At 68.4% G+C, this 16,557-nt stretch carries 20 protein-coding genes and 1 pseudogene; 13 read left to right on the top strand and 8 right to left on the bottom strand.

Features of this window, described 5'->3' with window-relative positions; translation table 11 throughout:
- Positions 1–4 precede the first annotated feature (4 nt).
- Positions 5–322: a hypothetical protein gene (locus AB2L57_RS02070; protein WP_036297871.1), complete on the top strand. Its 318-nt coding sequence runs from the start codon at positions 5–7 to the stop codon at positions 320–322.
- Here the strand turns inward: AB2L57_RS02070 and AB2L57_RS02065 are convergent, their stop codons facing one another.
- The 4 genes from AB2L57_RS02065 to AB2L57_RS02050 form a co-directional block, all read right to left on the bottom strand.
- Complete coding sequence (locus AB2L57_RS02065; RefSeq protein WP_242868642.1) at positions 323–1,594, bottom strand: hypothetical protein; 1,272 nt, start codon at positions 1,592–1,594, stop codon at positions 323–325.
- A gap of 683 nt (positions 1,595–2,277) precedes the next feature.
- The gene (locus AB2L57_RS02060; protein ID WP_058631822.1) at positions 2,278–2,613 is read right to left on the bottom strand and encodes a helix-turn-helix transcriptional regulator; all 336 of its coding nucleotides are present in this window, start codon (positions 2,611–2,613) and stop codon (positions 2,278–2,280) included.
- Positions 2,603–3,442 carry a tyrosine-type recombinase/integrase gene (locus tag AB2L57_RS02055; RefSeq protein ID WP_276510563.1) on the bottom strand — a complete coding sequence of 280 codons (840 nt, stop codon included), beginning with the start codon at positions 3,440–3,442 and terminating at the stop codon, positions 2,603–2,605. Before AB2L57_RS02055 ends, AB2L57_RS02060 begins: the two co-directional genes overlap by 11 nt.
- A 637-nt stretch (positions 3,443–4,079) precedes the next feature.
- The gene (locus AB2L57_RS02050) at positions 4,080–4,457 is read right to left on the bottom strand and encodes an ArsR/SmtB family transcription factor (protein WP_409047931.1); all 378 of its coding nucleotides are present in this window, start codon (positions 4,455–4,457) and stop codon (positions 4,080–4,082) included.
- A gap of 312 nt (positions 4,458–4,769) precedes the next feature.
- Between AB2L57_RS02050 and AB2L57_RS02045 the strand changes: the two genes are divergently transcribed.
- The 3 genes and pseudogenes from AB2L57_RS02045 to AB2L57_RS02035 form a co-directional block, all read left to right on the top strand.
- Entirely contained in the window at positions 4,770–5,051 is a 282-nt protein-coding gene (locus tag AB2L57_RS02045) for a metal-sensitive transcriptional regulator (protein ID WP_409047930.1), read from the top strand.
- Between the two features lie 27 nt (positions 5,052–5,078).
- Positions 5,079–5,408 carry a heavy-metal-associated domain-containing protein gene (locus tag AB2L57_RS02040; protein ID WP_409047929.1) on the top strand — a complete coding sequence of 110 codons (330 nt, stop codon included), beginning with the start codon at positions 5,079–5,081 and terminating at the stop codon, positions 5,406–5,408.
- Positions 5,405–6,172: pseudogene (locus AB2L57_RS02035) on the top strand (cation transporter); the annotation flags it as partial. The gene AB2L57_RS02040 and the pseudogene AB2L57_RS02035, both read left to right, overlap by 4 nt.
- Here AB2L57_RS02035 and AB2L57_RS02030 read toward each other — a convergent pair.
- Together AB2L57_RS02030 and AB2L57_RS02025 are read right to left on the bottom strand one after the other, a co-directional pair.
- Positions 6,170–7,064 (bottom strand): IS5 family transposase gene (locus AB2L57_RS02030; RefSeq protein ID WP_409047928.1). Its coding sequence is split into 2 segments (ribosomal slippage): positions 6,170–6,712 and positions 6,714–7,064, totalling 894 coding nucleotides; the frame shifts between segments, so codons are not numbered across the junction. The pseudogene AB2L57_RS02035 and the gene AB2L57_RS02030 overlap by 3 nt on opposite strands.
- A 365-nt stretch (positions 7,065–7,429) precedes the next feature.
- Complete coding sequence (locus AB2L57_RS02025; RefSeq protein ID WP_409048662.1) at positions 7,430–7,921, bottom strand: cytochrome c biogenesis CcdA family protein; 492 nt, start codon at positions 7,919–7,921, stop codon at positions 7,430–7,432.
- On the opposite strand from AB2L57_RS02025, the gene AB2L57_RS02020 reads away from it, so the two are divergent.
- Positions 7,898–9,019, top strand: a complete 1,122-nt coding sequence (locus tag AB2L57_RS02020; protein ID WP_409047927.1) for an acetate/propionate family kinase — start codon at positions 7,898–7,900, stop codon at positions 9,017–9,019. The genes AB2L57_RS02025 and AB2L57_RS02020 overlap by 24 nt on opposite strands.
- Here the strand turns inward: AB2L57_RS02020 and AB2L57_RS02015 are convergent.
- Positions 9,009–9,497, bottom strand: coding sequence for a hypothetical protein (locus AB2L57_RS02015; RefSeq protein WP_396642846.1), 489 nt, complete (start codon positions 9,495–9,497; stop codon positions 9,009–9,011). The genes AB2L57_RS02020 and AB2L57_RS02015 overlap by 11 nt on opposite strands.
- A 113-nt stretch (positions 9,498–9,610) precedes the next feature.
- On the bottom strand, positions 9,611–10,132 hold the full coding sequence (locus tag AB2L57_RS02010; protein WP_363379814.1) for an ATP-binding protein: 522 nt from the start codon (positions 10,130–10,132) through the stop codon (positions 9,611–9,613).
- A 95-nt stretch (positions 10,133–10,227) separates the two neighbouring features.
- Between AB2L57_RS02010 and AB2L57_RS02005 the strand changes: the two genes are divergently transcribed.
- The 8 genes from AB2L57_RS02005 (at position 10,228) to AB2L57_RS01970 (ending at position 16,525) form a co-directional block, all read left to right on the top strand.
- A complete protein-coding gene (locus AB2L57_RS02005; protein ID WP_033107649.1) occupies positions 10,228–10,512 on the top strand; it encodes a metal-sensitive transcriptional regulator in 285 nt (94 codons plus the stop codon).
- Between the two features lie 46 nt (positions 10,513–10,558).
- Entirely contained in the window at positions 10,559–10,912 is a 354-nt protein-coding gene (locus AB2L57_RS02000) for a heavy-metal-associated domain-containing protein (protein WP_396642849.1), read from the top strand.
- Positions 10,909–13,188, top strand: a complete 2,280-nt coding sequence (locus tag AB2L57_RS01995; protein ID WP_409047926.1) for a heavy metal translocating P-type ATPase — start codon at positions 10,909–10,911, stop codon at positions 13,186–13,188. The genes AB2L57_RS02000 and AB2L57_RS01995 overlap by 4 nt, the downstream gene beginning before the upstream one ends.
- A 21-nt stretch (positions 13,189–13,209) precedes the next feature.
- Entirely contained in the window at positions 13,210–13,470 is a 261-nt protein-coding gene (locus tag AB2L57_RS01990; RefSeq protein WP_042378564.1) for a YHS domain-containing protein, read from the top strand.
- Positions 13,471–13,499: 29 nt separating this feature from the next.
- Positions 13,500–14,081: a hypothetical protein gene (locus AB2L57_RS01985; RefSeq protein ID WP_042378563.1), complete on the top strand. Its 582-nt coding sequence runs from the start codon at positions 13,500–13,502 to the stop codon at positions 14,079–14,081.
- Positions 14,082–14,235: 154 nt separating this feature from the next.
- A complete protein-coding gene (locus AB2L57_RS01980) occupies positions 14,236–14,727 on the top strand; it encodes a DUF6153 family protein (RefSeq protein WP_409047925.1) in 492 nt (163 codons plus the stop codon).
- 105 nt (positions 14,728–14,832) lie between these two features.
- On the top strand, positions 14,833–15,459 hold the full coding sequence (locus AB2L57_RS01975) for a DUF305 domain-containing protein (protein WP_344004625.1): 627 nt from the start codon (positions 14,833–14,835) through the stop codon (positions 15,457–15,459).
- A 208-nt stretch (positions 15,460–15,667) separates the two neighbouring features.
- Entirely contained in the window at positions 15,668–16,525 is an 858-nt protein-coding gene (locus tag AB2L57_RS01970; RefSeq protein WP_253034363.1) for a F510_1955 family glycosylhydrolase, read from the top strand.
- Positions 16,526–16,557 lie beyond the last annotated feature (32 nt).

The raw sequence follows: 16,557 nt of genomic DNA, 5'->3' as shown, positions 1-16,557 counted from the left end.
AACCATGGAGATCACCCTGCAGTACTTCGACGGCTGCCCGAACTGGGAAGTACTCGACCGCCGGCTTGCTGAGCTGCTCGACGGTCGATCAGATATCCGCGTCACACGACAGTTGGTCGAGACCGCCGAGCACGCCGAGCGCCTCGGATTCCACGGGTCACCGACCGTCCTCGTCGACGGCGTCGATCCCTTCGCCGACGAGCACACGCCGGTCGGGCTCGCCTGCCGGGTGTTCCGTACCCCTGCCGGGCTGGGAGGCTCTCCGACCGTCGAGCAACTGCGCGAAGCGATTTCCGGCCCGGCTCTGACGGGTGATGCTTGATCAGGGGTGGGTGGAGCGGAGAGCCGGGTAATCGGACCACTCGCCACCGGCGAGACGCGACCATGAGGCAGCGGATGCCGTCGTGATGCCGAGGAGATCCGAGACGATCCGGGGATGCAGTTGCCGGGTGAGCTCGATGAGCGCTGTCGTGCGGGCGCTCCCGGCAAGCAGGCCTTCGGCGCGAAGGCGACGGCTGAGCGGCCCCGGGGTGAGGTGACGGCCCGGGTTCCGGCCGGGGAACAACCACCCTTCAGGATGGCCCTTTGTGGCATCGACGAGCTCGACGATGGCGTCGCCGAGGATCGCGGGGACCTCGATCGGCTCGGCCCCGACGGTGAGCGTCACGGGCCGCGAGCTCGTGTCGACCTGTGCCCGGGTGATCGTGACGATGCGGGTCAGCTGGATCCCGTAGAGCAGCACGAGGAGACCCGCGGCCCGGGTCTTCGGGTCCATGTCGGCATCGGACAGGAACCTGCGGGCCATCTGCCATCGGTGATCAGAGGCGTAGTCTCGCCCCTCGAGGCGATGGGCTCGAAACTCGACCCGAAGGGTGCTCAGCCGGTGTTTTCGCAGCCAACGAGTGAACGGTGCCAGCGCGTCGCGTTGGCTAGGCGAATCGGTCAGATACGCGTCGAGTAGGCGCTGCGGGAACGTCGCCAGCGTCTCCTGCTGCGCCCGGATCTCCCCGAGGAACGCGGCGCAGTACTTCAGTGCAGCCCTCTGCCTCTGGAAGCCGGAAGCAGGGCTGGACGCGCTGCGCAGTGTCCGAGTGGATCGGAGGAGCTCCCAGGTGCAGTAGCGGCGCAGGATCAGCCGGTCCTCGGGATGGTCGATGCCACCGAGCCAGTCGTTGAGCCAGTGGTCGAAGCGCGTGCCCTCGACGTCGAGCTCCGGCAGCACGCCGGAACGGACCAGCAGTGAGAGGAGGAACGCGACCGACTGTCCCGACCGTGCTCGGGTGATGATCGCCTCGGCGGTGAGCGGCAGGGTCCCGTCCGCGAGCTCGCGGAGCACCATCGCGCACTTGCTCTTGTGCAGCCAGCGTTCGAGCGACGCCGCTTTGCCATGGTGCGTGAGCAGATAGTCGGCAAGCGGGTGGAGATCCTCACGGATCTCTCCCGCATCGTCGGCGAGCAGCTGTTGGATCGCGACGGGCCGGCGGCACTCGACGCAGAGGTGATGTTTGCGGATTTCCTCGATCGAGCCGCATCCAGGGCAGGCCATCGTGATCGGAGTGCCCGCGCAGTCGGCGCAGACCTTCTGGCCATTCATGAACCCGGTGAGGAACACTCTGCGCGCGCACTCGGGACAAGGTTGGGGTCTGCGCATCGCGTAGTAGCAGCGCGCGCATACTCGTCGTCCGTCGAGGTGCGAGGCGACGCGGCCAGGTTCTCCGCAAAGACCACAGGTCTTGATCGGTGCGGTGTAGCAGGCCAGGCAGACGAGTTCCGGGCGACGGACGATGATGGTCGCGTGCTGACCGCACCGCGAGCAGTCGCCGAACGATCGAGGGTCGGCTCGCCAACAGTCACGGCAGAAACGCTGTCCGTCGATGGTGCGCTGCACGGGCCGGACCCGGCCACAGGACGCGCAGGAGACGGACCGGGCCTTCCGCTCGCATCGGGAGCAGTGCCGACCACCGCCCGGCGTCTTGTGGGGCATTCTCACCGCGCGTCCGCAGGACTCACACGTCGGCAACACCACCCGGCTCGCCCCTTCTTTGACCAGCGCATGGGCCAGATTCTGAACGGTCGCTGGCACGTTCGCATGCTGCCCCTCCAGGACTCCGGGCTGCTTGATCAGCGCGAGCTCAAGAAGCCGCTGCGTGAGGGGTACTGGCGCGACCGTATGCACGATCTCAGTGAGTCGCTCGGGAGAGATCTCGGGAACGAGAGGGCGGACGAGAGCGACGACTTCAGCGACTCGCGGCAGCTGCGGAGGCTTGGCCACCGCGGCTACTTCGTACGCGGCCGACGGATCGCCGCGCGAACAGGACGGAGATCACCGATCGCCCCCCGTGTCGCCTCCTCACCCACCGCCACCGGGGTCGAGGCCTCCCGGCGAGTGATCGTCACGAGATCGTCGAGCGAGCACTCCAGCGCATCGCACAACGCCGCCAACACGTCGAGACGCACCCGCTGGGGCGGCTGAGTCACCAGCCGATACACCTGCTCCCGGGACAGGTCGATGCCGCGCTCTTCGAGTAGGGGTTTCAGTTTGGAGGTCTGGAAGATCCCGCGCGACGCCATCACGCTGCGCAGATTCCAGCCGGTGTCGAGCTCAACGGTCATCAGCTTCTCCTTCGATGAGGGCCTTCAGCGCTTCGGCGAGCACACGGTTCTTGTAGTCCGAGCTGACGGAGGCGTAGATCGAGGTCGTCGAGGCATGCATATGCCCGACCTGCTCTTGGACGAATCGATCGGCGTACCCGAACTCCAGAAGGTGCGTGACATAGGAGTGCCGGAGGCTGTGCAACGTCAGGTCCTTCGACAGGCCGGCTTCATCACGCAACTCTGCGAACCTCCGATCGAGATACCCAGCAGACAGACGCGTGCGGCGCTCGGTCACCCAGAGCGCGTCGAGGTCGTCTCCGGGCGCGAAACGGGCCCGGGCCTGCTCGAGCCATTGCTGCATGCCGGGGACCCACCAGTCGAATTCCGGCACCAGCAGCACCGTGCGACGTCGTGGCGCGCCACCGCCCGCCGCCTTCGCCCATCGCACGTGGACCGCGCCGTAGCGGCCCCACTGGCGCATCTTCGCGTTGTGGTGCAAATCGACGGTATCGAGCATCACCGCCTCAGTGCGGCGCAGACCGAACGCGTAGACCGTCTTCAGCAACTGGGCATCCCGCAACGCGCCGAGCGCACCCTTTCGCCCGGAACTCACGAGCAGCTCGACGCGGGCGTCGGCCGTATCGAACAGGCGCTCGATCTCGTCGTACGTGAACGGGCGACGCTTCCCATCGCCTTCGAACTCGAACCGGTGCGCCACCGTGTTCCACGGCAGGCACACCTGCGAAGGGACCTCCCCAAACTCGCGATCGCAGATCTCCATCCAGTCGTACAACGGGTTCGTGAGGTAGTCACAGAACCCACGGATAGACCCATGGTTGGCGCGCATCGTCGACAACGTCCGAGTGCGACCGCCAGACTGAGCAGTGAACTCATCCACATCCGCGACAGTCCACCTCCAAGGCGGTTTGTCCACGAAATCACGGAACCGTGTCACCGTCGCCGTCCGGTTCCGGATCGTCTGCTCAGGAGCCCGCGCGACAGCTGCTGGTTCCGCCAACCATCGATCATCGCACTGAAAACCTGCGCTTCCGGGTTCGCCAGTGCGACGTTCGATGCTGACGTGATCAGCCGAAGCGCCGCTGGAGAAGCCTCAAAATCTTGCATTAGATGCAACAAAGTATGGGACAGTGCATCACTGTGTCAACCCAGATCTCCGCATCCGCGAGATCACGCTGTTATGGTCGGAACACTTCGACACCGAAGGAGCCGAATAGGTATCGATTGCAAGCACGGACAGTTGCATTCACTGCAACATGCGAGGGTTTCCTCGCCGTGGCGTTGGAGCACCGCATGTGCAAGTTCCGACCCGCAGCAAGCGTCACCCTCCTCCGCAGGCACCTTCGCAGCAGCGCCTACCGGCTCGCTTGGTGCACAGCAAGCGCCCGTCGCCGCGGGTCGGCTCAGGTCAACTCTTCGCACCTTGTCGGTCTTTCGCGGCTCGTCTGGACCGCAGCATTCCTCGCTCACCGGGTCACCCCGGTCACCACCGAGTCGGGTGACCCGATGCTCTCACAGCACTCGCACGCGTCATCGGCGCAGGGCGTGCCCTCGTCGACCGCGACCACCGCGTCGAGCAGATGCCTAACGCCTTGTGTCAGGTGAGGGTCAGAGATCTCGTATCGGGTGCGGCGACCCTCCGGGGTAGCCACGACCAGGCCACAGCCCCGCAGACACGACAAATGATTCGAGACGTTTGTGCGCGTCAGTTCCAGATTTCGCGAGAGCTGTGCGGGATACCCCGGGCCGTCCAACAAGGTCAACAGAATACGCGAGCGCGTCGGATCAGCCATCGCCCGACCGAGCCGGTTCATCACATCGAGACGGGACGCTATAGTCAGCATACGATGACTATACAGCCGTGACTGACGTAATCCGTCGGCCCCTCGGCAGCAAGGGACGGAGGACTGAGCGGGCCGCTGGTGACTGACACCGCAAAAGTCGGCAGTTTTTCAACGAGGCTCCTGCTGCTCCCGGCGCCTCAACGCCTGGCCTGGACCCCTCGGCCAACAATCGGAGCGGAGCGCGCTATGGCTCGCAACCGATGAGCAGGTGCACGCTGGGCGACCGCACGTCTCGACGTCGTCTCACACCGTTGACTCTTCGGTGTATTCAGGCGTGACTCCGAGTACCCTAGGGGGGTATAGTGTGTCCTTGTGAGCGGATATGCGGGCAACAAGGACGACCTCTTGAAGCGGCTCAGTCGCGCGGAAGGTCAGGTGCGAGGAATCGCGCGGATGGTTGAAAACGATAAGTACTGCGTCGACGTCCTCACCCAGGTTTCCGCCACGACCAGCGCCCTCGAGACGGTCGCGCTTTCGCTGCTGGCCGATCACCTGTCGCATTGTGTCGCGGAAGCGGCCGCTGAGGGCGGGGCCGTTGCGACCGAGAAGATCCGTGAAGCCAACGAGGCGATCGCCCGTCTGGTCCGTTCCTGACCCACCCCCCAACGAAAGGCACTCATCATGACCACCACCAACGACCGCGCCGACCTGGGCCTGACCGACTCCGCTGCCGGATGCAGCTGCTGCTCGACCCCATCCGCATCCGACACCCAGATCACGGCATCTGCGACCACTGAGGATGTGTTGGTGGAGGGGATGACCTGCTCGCACTGCGTGATGAGCGTGACCGAAGAGCTCACCGCGATTGACGGCGTCAAGTCCGTCTCGGTCGACCTGAACGCCGGCGGCACCTCGCGGGTCACGATCCACAGTGCCGCACCAATCGAGGCGGCGCAGGTGCGGGCTGCGGTGGAAGAGGCGGGGTACACCCTCGCCGGTGACCCCGCGTGAGCACCGTCGACGTGGAGCTCGAGATCTCGGGGATGACGTGCGCGTCCTGCGCGACCAGGATCGAACGCAAGCTAAACAAGCTTCCCGGGGTCGAAGCGACCGTAAACTATGCGACCGAGAAGGCGCGTGTGCGTGCCGACGGCGTCGAGGCCGCGGAACTGATCGCGGCGGTCGAATCCGCCGGGTACTCCGCGGCGCTTCCTGCCCCGGTCATCACCGAACCCGCATCGACGGACGTTGAGCCCGAGGATCCCGAGCTGGTCTCGCTGCGCCTTCGTCTGCTGATTAGCACAACGCTGGCGGTTCCGGTCGCACTGATGTCGATGATCCCGCTGCTGCAATTCGCTTACTGGCAGTGGCTCGCGTTGACCCTCACCGCACCGGTGGCGGTCTGGGGCGCGTGGCCGTTCCACCGCGCCGCATTCGTTAACGCCCGCCACGGCGCGGCGACCATGGATACCCTGATCAGCGTCGGAGTGATCGCCTCATTCGGTTGGTCCCTGTATGCGCTGTTCTTCGGGATGGCCGGGATGCCGGGCATGCACATGACCTTCACCCTGTTCGGCAGCCCCGAAGCCGGCAGCGGCGAAATCTACCTGGAAGTCACTGCCCTCGTGACGGTATTCATCCTTGCCGGCCGATTTGTCGAAGCCCGCGCGAAGAAATCCTCCTCCGAAGCGCTCCGCGCCCTCCTTCATCTCGGAGCGAAGCACGCCACCCGGCTCGTCGACGGCGTTGAACAGTTCGTGCCGGTGTCACAGCTAGGGTATGTCTGACAATTGCCGGGTCCAGGCGATGACGGCGTTGAGGATGACAGCGGCCCGGTAGGTGATCGCGAGTTTGTCGTAGCGGGTGGCGAGTCCTCGCCATTGCTTGATGTGGCAGTAGCGGCGCTCGATGACGTTGCGGCCCTTGTAGTCGGCGGCGTCGAGGCAGACGGGGCGTCCGCCGCGTGAGCCGCGGCGCTTGCGGTGGCCTTGCTGGTCGGACGGCTCGGGGATCACGGCCTTGATCCCGCGGGCGCGTAGATGCCCGCGGATCGCGCGGGATGAGTACGCCTTGTCACCCCGGACCGCGTCCGGACGAGTGCGGGGCCGGCCGACGGGACGGGCGACACGCAGGTGTCCCATCAGCGGCAGGAACATCGGCGAGTCCCCGGCCTGGCCTGCTGTCAGCAGCGCGACCAGCGGGAGCCCGTTGCCGTCGACGAGCTGGTGGATCTTCGTCGACAGGCCGCCTCGGGAGCGGCCGACCGCGTGATCAGGCGGCTCGACGCCCGGATTCGTGTAATTCGATCCAGCCCCCTGTGAGGCGCTTCGTGTTCGTCGCGTGCTGATGCGCGCGGGCGATCGTGGAGTCCACCGACAGCGACCACTCCACCAGCCCCGCCTCGTCCGCGGCGGCGGTGAGTGTGGCGAGCACCTTGTCCCAGGTGCCTTCCGTGGCCATGCGGTGATGCCAGGTCCATACCGTCTGCCACGGCCCGAACACCTCCGGCAGATCCCGCCACGCGATCCCGCACCGATACCGGTAGACGATGCCCTCGACCATCAACCGCGCGTCCGCGAAGGGCCGTCCCCTGCGCCCGGTCGGGCGCGGCAGCATCTCCTCGAGCAACGACCACTGAGCATCCGAGAGCACCTGAAACCGCGTCACGACCTCAGACTCTCAGCGCGCCGCCGAACTATTTGTCAGACACGCCCTAGCTCTTTCTTGCCCTTGCCCTTGCTGCTTGTGCTTCTCGCCGATGTCGTCGCAGAGTCGCGCGCCCGGGCGATCAATCCACCATCTGCTCGGCCAGAAGATTGAGTCGTCGACCCGTCTCGTTCATGCGGAACCGCGGGGAGCGGTTGGGATGAGTGCCCCAGGATTCGACCGCGAGGAAAAGGCGCACTGGCGATTCCAGCTCGTCAAACCAGCCGCATTTTACTCGGCCTGGATACGCCGTCCTCTTCCGTCCGACGGCGCCTGACCCAGCTTTTGGTTCGGCGACGGCCTACAGGGCTGAAGTTAGTGATGAGCTAGATCGGCAAGACCGTCCCGCTGATGAGTCCTTGGAGCGAGTAGACGAGCATTGTCCACAGCCCGCCGATCAGGAAGATGCCGATTCCGATCACTGCGACGCCGCTGGCGATGTTGATCGCGCGGATGTGCCGGCGCAGGAACGCGGTCGCTGTGGTCGCCCATCCCAGCCCGGCGGCGAGGGCCAGGAACGGCAGGCCGAGGCCGACACAGTACACGGTGGCGAGCAGTGCGCCCCGTGGTGCCGATGCGGCGCTGAGGCTGAGTGCGGAGATCGCAGCGAGCGTGGGGCCGAGACGGGGCGTCCAACCGAGGCCGAAGGCGATGCCCAGCATAGATGCGCCGGCCAGGCCGGTTGAGGGTCTGATGCCGAGTTTCGCGGTGCGCTGTGCTGCAGGCCGGAAGTCGGTGCGGTGGAGACCATAGAATCCGACGACTACGGTGGTGGAGCCTTCGGGAGGTCGCGGATGACGGTCGTTTTCGTCCTCAATGCGGCCTCATCCTCGGTCAAGTGGAGACTGGTCGACGGGGAAACGGGCACGACGATCCGGGGCGGCGTCGTGGAGCGGCTCGGCCACGCCGGTGCGGATGGGCGTGAGCACGGCGCCGTGATCAGCACGCTGCTGGCCGGACTGGAGCACGAGCGCATCGCGGTCATCGGCCACCGCGTCGTGCACGGCGGCGACCGATTCGCAGCGGCTGCGCTGATTACTGACGAGGTTGAACATCAGATCGACGAGCTCGCCACCCTGGCTCCGTTGCACAACCCGGTCAACCTGACCGGCATCCGCGCCGCGCGCGCCGCCTTCCCGGACATCCCGAACGTCGCGGTGTTCGACACCGCGTTCCACCGCACCCTGCCGGCTGCGTCGGCATCGTATGCGCTTCCCGCAGACCTCGTCCAGCGACATCAGATCCGCCGATACGGCTTCCACGGCATCTCCTACCACCACGTCTCCGCCCGCACCGCCGAACTGCTCGGGCGCCCGCTGTCGGAGCTTCGGCTGATCATCTTCCACCTGGGCAACGGGGCATCCGCTTGCGCAATGGCCGGCGGCCGCTCGGTGGAAACCTCGATGGGCATGACGCCGCTGGAGGGGCTCGTGATGGGCACTCGCGCCGGCGACCTGGATCCGGGGGTGCTCCTCGCGCTCGGCCGCGCCGGCGTCGCATGGGATCGGCTGGAGGCGCTGCTCACGCGCGAGAGCGGCCTGCGGGCGCTGGCCGGCACCGAGGACATGCGCGACATCCACGCCGCGGCCGCCGCTGGGGATGCGAGAGCCGCCGCTGCGCTCGACGTCTACCATCACCGGCTGCGCCACTATCTCGGCGCCTACCTCGCCCAGCTCGGCGGAGCGGACGCGATCGTCTTCACCGGCGGCGTCGGCGAGAATGCCGCCGCGACGCGCGCGGCGGTGGTCTCCGGCATGGCGGGCCTGGGCATCCTGATCGACCCGGCACGCAACGTGGCGAGGGCCGACGGGGCGCGAGCGATCTCGGACCCGAGCTCACCGGTCGCCGTGCTGATCGTTCCCACGGACGAGGAGCTCGAGATCGCCCGGCAGTCGCTCGCAGCGGTCAGCGTCTAGCGGTTCCGTCGACGTCGGAGGAGGCGGTCTCGTTCGTCCGATGCCGTCGGATGACGTTCAAGACGAGGACGGTTGCGAGCACCAGTGCCAGCACGAACATGGTCGCGATGAACCACAGGAAGTCCGAGCCGATCAGGATGTTGCTGATGACGAAGCGGCCGAAGGCGACGAGCACCCCGGCCGCCGTGCCGAGGTAGAGCCACAGCGTGCGGCGGGACAGCAGGGTCGCGCCGATGCCCAGCAGCACGATCCCGAACCCCGCGATGAAGCCGCCCCAGGTCGAGAAGACGATCCCGAGCCAGTCCACGAATGCCACTGGCAGCGTGGCGGCGTCGATACCCGTATGCCGGATGTCTTCTGGCAGGAGGGAGGGTCGAAGGAACAGGAAGTAGACCCCGATCCCGAGGGTGAAGACGCCGAGCGCGGTCGTGAGAGCGCCGCCAAGCAGGTCCTTCCGGAGACGTTCCTGAGTGGGCATCCGAGACATCCGTCCTGTTCGACCGTGGGGCGCGTTCTCGCCTGGACCTGTGCCGGTGAGATATGCCCTGGGCGCCAAGCGTTGCACAGGACACCCCGATCGGGCGAGAGCGGTCAGAGCCGGTCCAGGATGAACTGCACCCGCTCCTCGGCGCTGAGGACCGGAACCCGCACGACCGGCAAGGGCAGCGCTTCGTACACCTGGGTCAGCAGTTCGTGGATGCGCTGCTGGGCGGCGGTGTCCTCGGTGCGGGCGTAGTCGGCGGCCAGGGGCAGCAGGTCGAGGATGAACGTCGTGCGGTAGTCGACGTGCTCGAGCGCGGTGAGCAGGGCGGGGTCGGGCTCGAGATCGAGGAAGCGGTAGTAGGCGAGGGAGTCGGGGACGGCCCGGTCGAGGAACACGGTGGCGTCCGGGTCGAGGGCAGCTTCCTCCGCGAGCTGCATGTCCAGGACGCCGCGCTGGAACTGCCGCTGCTTCGCCCGGACCTCCTCGACGGTGCGGCCGGCGATGCGCTGCAGGTCGAGATAGTGCCGGGCATGCTCGATGGTGGTGGTGTAGCCGCGGTCCCGCAGCAGGTTCACGGTGGTGGTCTTGCCCGAGCTGGGCCCGCCGGTGATGACGTACCAGTTGGTCACGTTCGCCCTTTCGCTCTGCCCGCTCCGGGAATATCCTCTTCACGAAGTACCTTATACCGCTAGAGGGTATACGATCGACGTCGGAGGTGGCTGAGATGGCACACGGATACGTGGATGACAAGCAGGCGCTGCTGGCGCGGTTGCGTCGGGCGGAGGGGCAGGTGCGCGGGATCGCGCGGATGGTCGACGAGGACGTGTACTGCATCGACATCCTGACCCAGGTCTCGGCGGCGACGAAGGCGCTGGAGTCGGTCGCGCTGACGCTGCTGGAGGACCATCTCGGGCATTGCGTCGCGCAGGCGACCGCGCAGGGCGGCCCGGTCGCGGAGGAGAAGCTCCGCGAGGCGAACGCCGCGATCGCGCGGCTGGTCCGCTCCTAGAACGTTCACACCACACGCATCGACACGCTCACGAAAGAAGCACAACATGACCGGACAAGGATTCCAGGAACTCGGCCTGCAGGCGACGAACGGCGGTGGCTGCGCCTGTTGCGCCCCCACCTCCCACGCCGCCACGGCCAACACCACCGCCTCCGCGACGGCGCAACCGGCATCGGGCGAGGTGTCGGCGCAGTTCCTGGTGGAGGGGATGACGTGCTCGCACTGCGTGCGCAGCGTCACCGAGGAGGTCTCCGCGATCGACGGGGTCTCCGGCGTCGAGGTCGACCTGCACGCCGGCGGCGTGTCCACGGTGACCGTGTCCAGCACCGCCCCGGTGGACGCGGAGCGGGTGCGGGAGGCGGTCGAGGAGGCCGGGTACAGCCTCGCCGCAGCCTCATGAGCACGCTGGACGTCGATCTCGACATCACCGGGATGACCTGCGCGTCGTGCGCGACGCGGGTCGAGCGGAAGCTGAACAAGCTGCCCGGGGTGGAGGCGACGGTCAACTTCGCCACCGAGAAGGCCCGCGTGCACTCGGAGTCCCCGGTGCCGGTGGAGGAGCTGATCGCGGCGGTCGAGCAGGCGGGGTACGGAGCGAGCCTCCCAGCCCCGCCTGTGCCCGACACGGCTGAGCAGACCATCCCGCGGGACGATGAGCTGGCGTCGCTGCGGCAGCGGCTGATCGTCTCGGCGGTGCTGGCGGTGCCGGTCGCGGTGCTGTCGATGATCCCCGCCCTGCAGTTCACCTACTGGCAGTGGCTCACGCTCACCCTGGCCGCGCCGGTGGTGGTGTGGGGGGCGTGGCCGTTCCACCGCGCCGCGGCGATCAATGCCCGGCACGGGGCGGCGACGATGGACACTCTGATCAGCGTCGGGGTGCTGGCCGCGTTCGGCTGGTCGCTGTACGCGCTGTTCTTCGGCGGTGCGGGGATGCCGGGAATGCGGATGAGCGTCACCTTCGTCGGCACCCCGCAGGCCGGTGGCCACGAGGTGTACCTGGAGGTCGCCGCGCTGGTGACCGTGTTCATCCTCCTCGGCCGCTACCTCGAGGTTCGTGCCAAGCGGCAGTCCGGCGAGGCCCTGCGCGCCCTGCTGGAGCTCGGCGCCAAGGACGCAGTGATCCTCCGCGAAGGCACTGAGCAGCGCGTCCCCGTCGCACAGCTCGTTCCGGGTGATGTCGTGGTGGTGCGGCCGGGTGAGAAGATCCCCGCCGACGGCCTCGTCACCGAGGGAATGTCCGCGGTGGACGAGTCGATGCTGACCGGCGAGTCCGTGCCGGTCGAAGTCGCCCCCGGCTCCCGCGTGGTCGGCGCGACTGTGAACACCGGCGGGCGCCTGCTCGTGCAGATCACCCGCGTCGGCGCCGACACCGAGCTGGCCCGGATGGCGCGGCTGGTCGAGGAGGCGCAGACCGGCAAGGCCCAGGTGCAGCGCCTCGCCGACCGGGTGTCGGCCGTCTTCGTCCCCATCGTCATCGCTCTCGCCCTGATCGCGTTCGCCGGGTGGCTGATCGCGGGAGCGCCGCCGGAGGTCGCGTTCACCGCCGCGGTGACCACTCTGATCATCGCCTGCCCGTGCGCGCTGGGGCTGGCGACGCCGACCGCTCTGCTGGTCGGCACCGGCCGCGGCGCCCAGCTGGGCATCCTCATCCGCGGACCCCAGGTGCTGGAGCAGACCCGCCGCATCGACACCGTCGTGCTCGACAAGACCGGCACCATCACGGCCGGCACCATGACCGTCACCGGCGTCCACCCCGCTCCCGGCACCGATGAGGCGCAGCTGATCCGGTTCGCCGCGGCGCTCGAGCACGGCTCTGAGCACCCCATCGGCCGCGCGATCACCGCCGCCGCGGATGGCCCGGTGGATGCGGTGGAGTCGTTCGCCGCCGAGTCAGGGCAGGGCGTGCAGGGCATCGTCGACGGCCGCATGGTCGCCGCCGGCCGCGCCACCTGGATCACCGGGCAATGGGCGATCGCGATCCCCGACGAGCTCGCCGGGACGATCGCGGCCGACGAGGCCGCGGGCGCGACCGTGACCGTGGTGGCGTGGGACGGGCAGGCGCGCGGCGCGATCAGCGTCGCCGACACCATCAAGCCCACCAGCCGTGAGGCGATCGCCCGACTGCGCGGGCTCGGGCTGACCCCGATCCTGCTCACCGGCGACAACCCCGGCGCCGCCCGCACCATCGCCGACGACGCCGGCATCGAGGACGTCCGCGCCGGAGTCACCCCGCAGGGCAAGCTCGACACAATCCGGGAGCTGCAGGCATCCGGCCGGGTGGTCGCGATGGTGGGCGACGGCGTGAACGACGCCGCCGCCCTCGCCCAAGCGGACCTCGGCATCGCGATGGGCACCGGTACCGACGCGGCCATCACCGCCGCGGACCTGACCATCGTCTCCGGCGACCTGCTCCTGGTCCCGGACGCGATCCGGCTCGCCCGCCGCACCCTGGGCACCATCAAGGGCAACCTGTTCTGGGCGTTCGCGTACAACGTCGCCGCGATCCCGGTCGCGATGCTCGCCCTGCTCAACCCCATCCTCGCCGCCGCCGCGATGGCGTTCAGCAGCGTGTTCGTGGTCACCAACAGCCTCCGACTGCGCCGGTTCCGCCTCCTGCCCGCCCCGACGCCCACCGTCCTGACGCCCAGCCGCGACACCACCCCCGTCCACGCCTGACACCCACGCAAGGAGACCGCCATGACGCACGACCGCGACCACACCGGCCACGACGCCGCCGCGCACGATCACGGGTCCCACGAGCATCATCACCACGAGCCCCCGGCCGGAGCGACCAACCTCGTCACCTGCCCGGTCATGCCCGGCAACCAGGTCGACCCGGCATGGGCCGAGAAGCGCGGCCTGTTCCGCGACTACGAAGGCACCCGGTACTGGTTCTGCTGCCCCGAGTGCGGGCCGCTGTTTGACGCCGACCCCGCCCGCTACGCCAACGCCGCCTGACCCACGACGGCAGGGAAAGGGGGCGCGGGATGGATACAGCGGTCGGGCTGGTGCAGGCCTACCTGCGGGTGAACGGGTACTTCACCGTCGCCGAGTACCCGGTGCTGGACGCGACCGGTCCGGACGGGCCGCGCACCGTCACCGACCTGGACATCCTCGCGATCCGACTGCACCACATCCGCGGCGACGACCCCGACCCGGCCCTCGGCGCCCGCCCCGGGGCGCCGGACATGATCGTCGGCGAGGTCAAGGAGGGCGCCCCGAAGCTGAACCCCGCGATGCGCGACCCCGCGGTGCTGGAGGCCGCGTTCGCCCGGTTCGGCTGTTGCACCCCCGCCGACGCGCCCGCGCTCGTCCAGGAGCTGCTGACGGCCGGGCAGGTCCTCGCCCCGGAGGGCCACCTGATCCGCACGGTCGCGTTCGGCAACACCGCCCGCCCCAATCTGTCCCGCTCCTGGCACACCGTCCCCCTCGAGCACATCCTCGACTACCTCCGCGATCACCTCGCCCGCAACTGGGCCGTCGTCGGTCGCACCCAGATCAAGGACGACACCCTCGGGCTGCTGGCTCTGATGGAGAAGGCCCACCGCGCCGGAACGGGCCGCCGATGAGCCGGCTGCCGCGCACCGGTCCCCATCCGGGACCATCGCCCCTGGCCAGGCATCGGTCGGGCGACCAGCCTGGGCAGGACCGCCGTGCGCCCGATCGGCGCCGGTGGGGATCCAGGCACACCAGGGTACGCTGGACGCGGGAAGGAGGTCGGCGGTGAACCACATCCGAACCCTGGTGCACGCCCCATCCGGGCTGCACCGGCTGTTGCTGACCTTCGCGACCGCGCTCCTGCTGATCGCCGGCCTGCTGGCCATGCACACCCTCACCGGCACGCTCACCAGCGGGCACGCCGACACCCCCGCAGCGGCCTCCGAAGCCGCCCATGCCGCGCCTGCCTCTGACCTGGGCGGCACCGTCGCGACCGGGAGCATGCTCGAGGACACCATCGGGACAGGCCCCGAGGCTTCGGGCGGGCACTGTGAGGGCGACTGCGACGGCTCGGGCGGAATGCCGGACCATTCGATGCTGATGATGGCGTGCGTGCTGGCGCTGTTGGCCGCCACCATCGTGCTGCTCGCCCCGGCGCTGCTGGCCCGCCTGGGCACCGCCCTCGCCCTGCTGCGCCTGCACGGGCGGAATGTGCTCACCGCGTTACCGCACCCCCGACCACCTTCCCTCATCGTCCTGTCGATCAGTCGAACCTGATTCCCCGCCCTCCCGTCACCGCTGTGCCGGGAGATGCTGCGCCGTGCCCGCATACGGCACGGGAATCGACTCACCATTCGACCGACTAGACACGGACACCCACCCATGCGTTTCCGCATTCTCGCGCTGAGCACCGGCGCGCTCGCCGCTGCGCTCGTGCTCGCCGGCTGCGCCCCCACCGACGGATCCATGCCCGGCATGGACCACGGCCCCGGCGGCATGACCAGCAGCACCCCCGCCCCCTCCGGGCAGGCATCGTTCAACTCCGCTGACGAGATGTTCGTCACGATGATGATCCCGCACCACGAACAGGCCATCGAGATGGCCGATCAGATTCTGGCCAAGGACGGCATCGACGAGCGGGTCGTGACCCTCGCCGAGCAGATCAAAGCCGCCCAAGGCCCCGAGATCCAGACCATGAAGGGCTGGCTCGAGGACTGGGGAATCCCCTACGACGACTCCATGTCCGACATGGGCGGGATGGGCGGCATGGACCACGGCAACGGGATGATGTCCGACGACGACATGGCCGCCCTGGACGCCGCCACCGGGGTCGAGGCGACCCGGCTGTTCCTCGAGGGCATGATCGGCCACCACCAGGGCGCCGTCACGATGGCCCAGATGGTGCTGGACAACGGGGAGAACCCGGACGTGGCCGCGCTCGCCCAGCAGATCATCGACGGACAGACCGCCGAGATCACCACCATGCAGGACATCCTCGCCACCCTCTGACCCGAACCCCTCGGGCGGGGCCGACCACCCCTGACCTGGCCCCGCCCGAGGCCCGGCGATCCGCCCGGCGCATCCGTCCTGACCGACAGCGTCGACCCGTCGAAAGGCCCGTCATGACTTCCCGGACTCTGGCCGCGTGCTTCGTGGGCATCATCCTCGCCCTGATCATCCTGTCCGCGGCGACCATTCTCTTCATCCAGGCGATCGCATGAGCAGCAACGCCACCACGATCACGGCCGCTGCCGTCGCCGCTGCTGCGGGCCTGCTGCTGACCGGCTGCACCTCCACGCCGACCGCCACCTCGGCACCCGCCCCGGATACCGGTCTCGGTCATGTGCACGGCATCGTCGACCTCGGCGGGAGCACCGTGCTGCTGGGCGCCCACGCAGGCCTCTACACCCTCACCGACACCGGCGACCTCTCCGGCCCCCTGGGAGGCGCGGACTTCGACGCGATGGGCCTGACCGCCGACGGCGACGTCCTCTACGCCTCCGGGCACCCGGGACCGAACACCCCGGCGGAGCTCGGCGAGCACAACCTGGGACTCATCCGAAGCACCGACGCCGGGACCACCTGGGAGCCGGTCGCGTTCACCGGGCAGGAGGACTTCCACGTCCTCACCGCCGGAGACGGTGCGATCCACGGGATCGGGTCCAGCTCGATCACCATCCGCACCAGCACCGACGGCGGGACCACCTGGATCGACGGCGCCGAGCTCCCCGCCGCCGACCTCACCGTCACCACCGACGGCACCCTCTACGCCGCGACGCGGCAGGGCCTGCAGGAGAGCCGGGATGCGGGCGCCACCTTCGACCTCGTCGCGGATGCGCCGCCGCTCTACCTGGTGGAGGCGGACTCCACGGGCGGGCTGGTCGGCGTCGACACCGACGGCACCCTCTGGCGACTCACCGGCACCGGATCCTGGGACAGCGTCGGTGCCGCCACGGGCACCGTCCAGGCGCTCGGGAACGCAGATGGGGCGGTCGTGCTCGTCGACGACCGCGGCATCGTCTGGATCCACGGCACCGAGACCACCGTCGTCCTCCCGGCAGGGACCGCACAATGACCACTATCACCATGACCACATTCGGCGGCCTC

This window comes from Microbacterium sp. HA-8, assembly GCF_046111165.1.
Lineage (GTDB): Bacteria > Actinomycetota > Actinomycetes > Actinomycetales > Microbacteriaceae > Microbacterium.
This window is presented reverse-complemented; position numbering and strand designations above follow the sequence as displayed.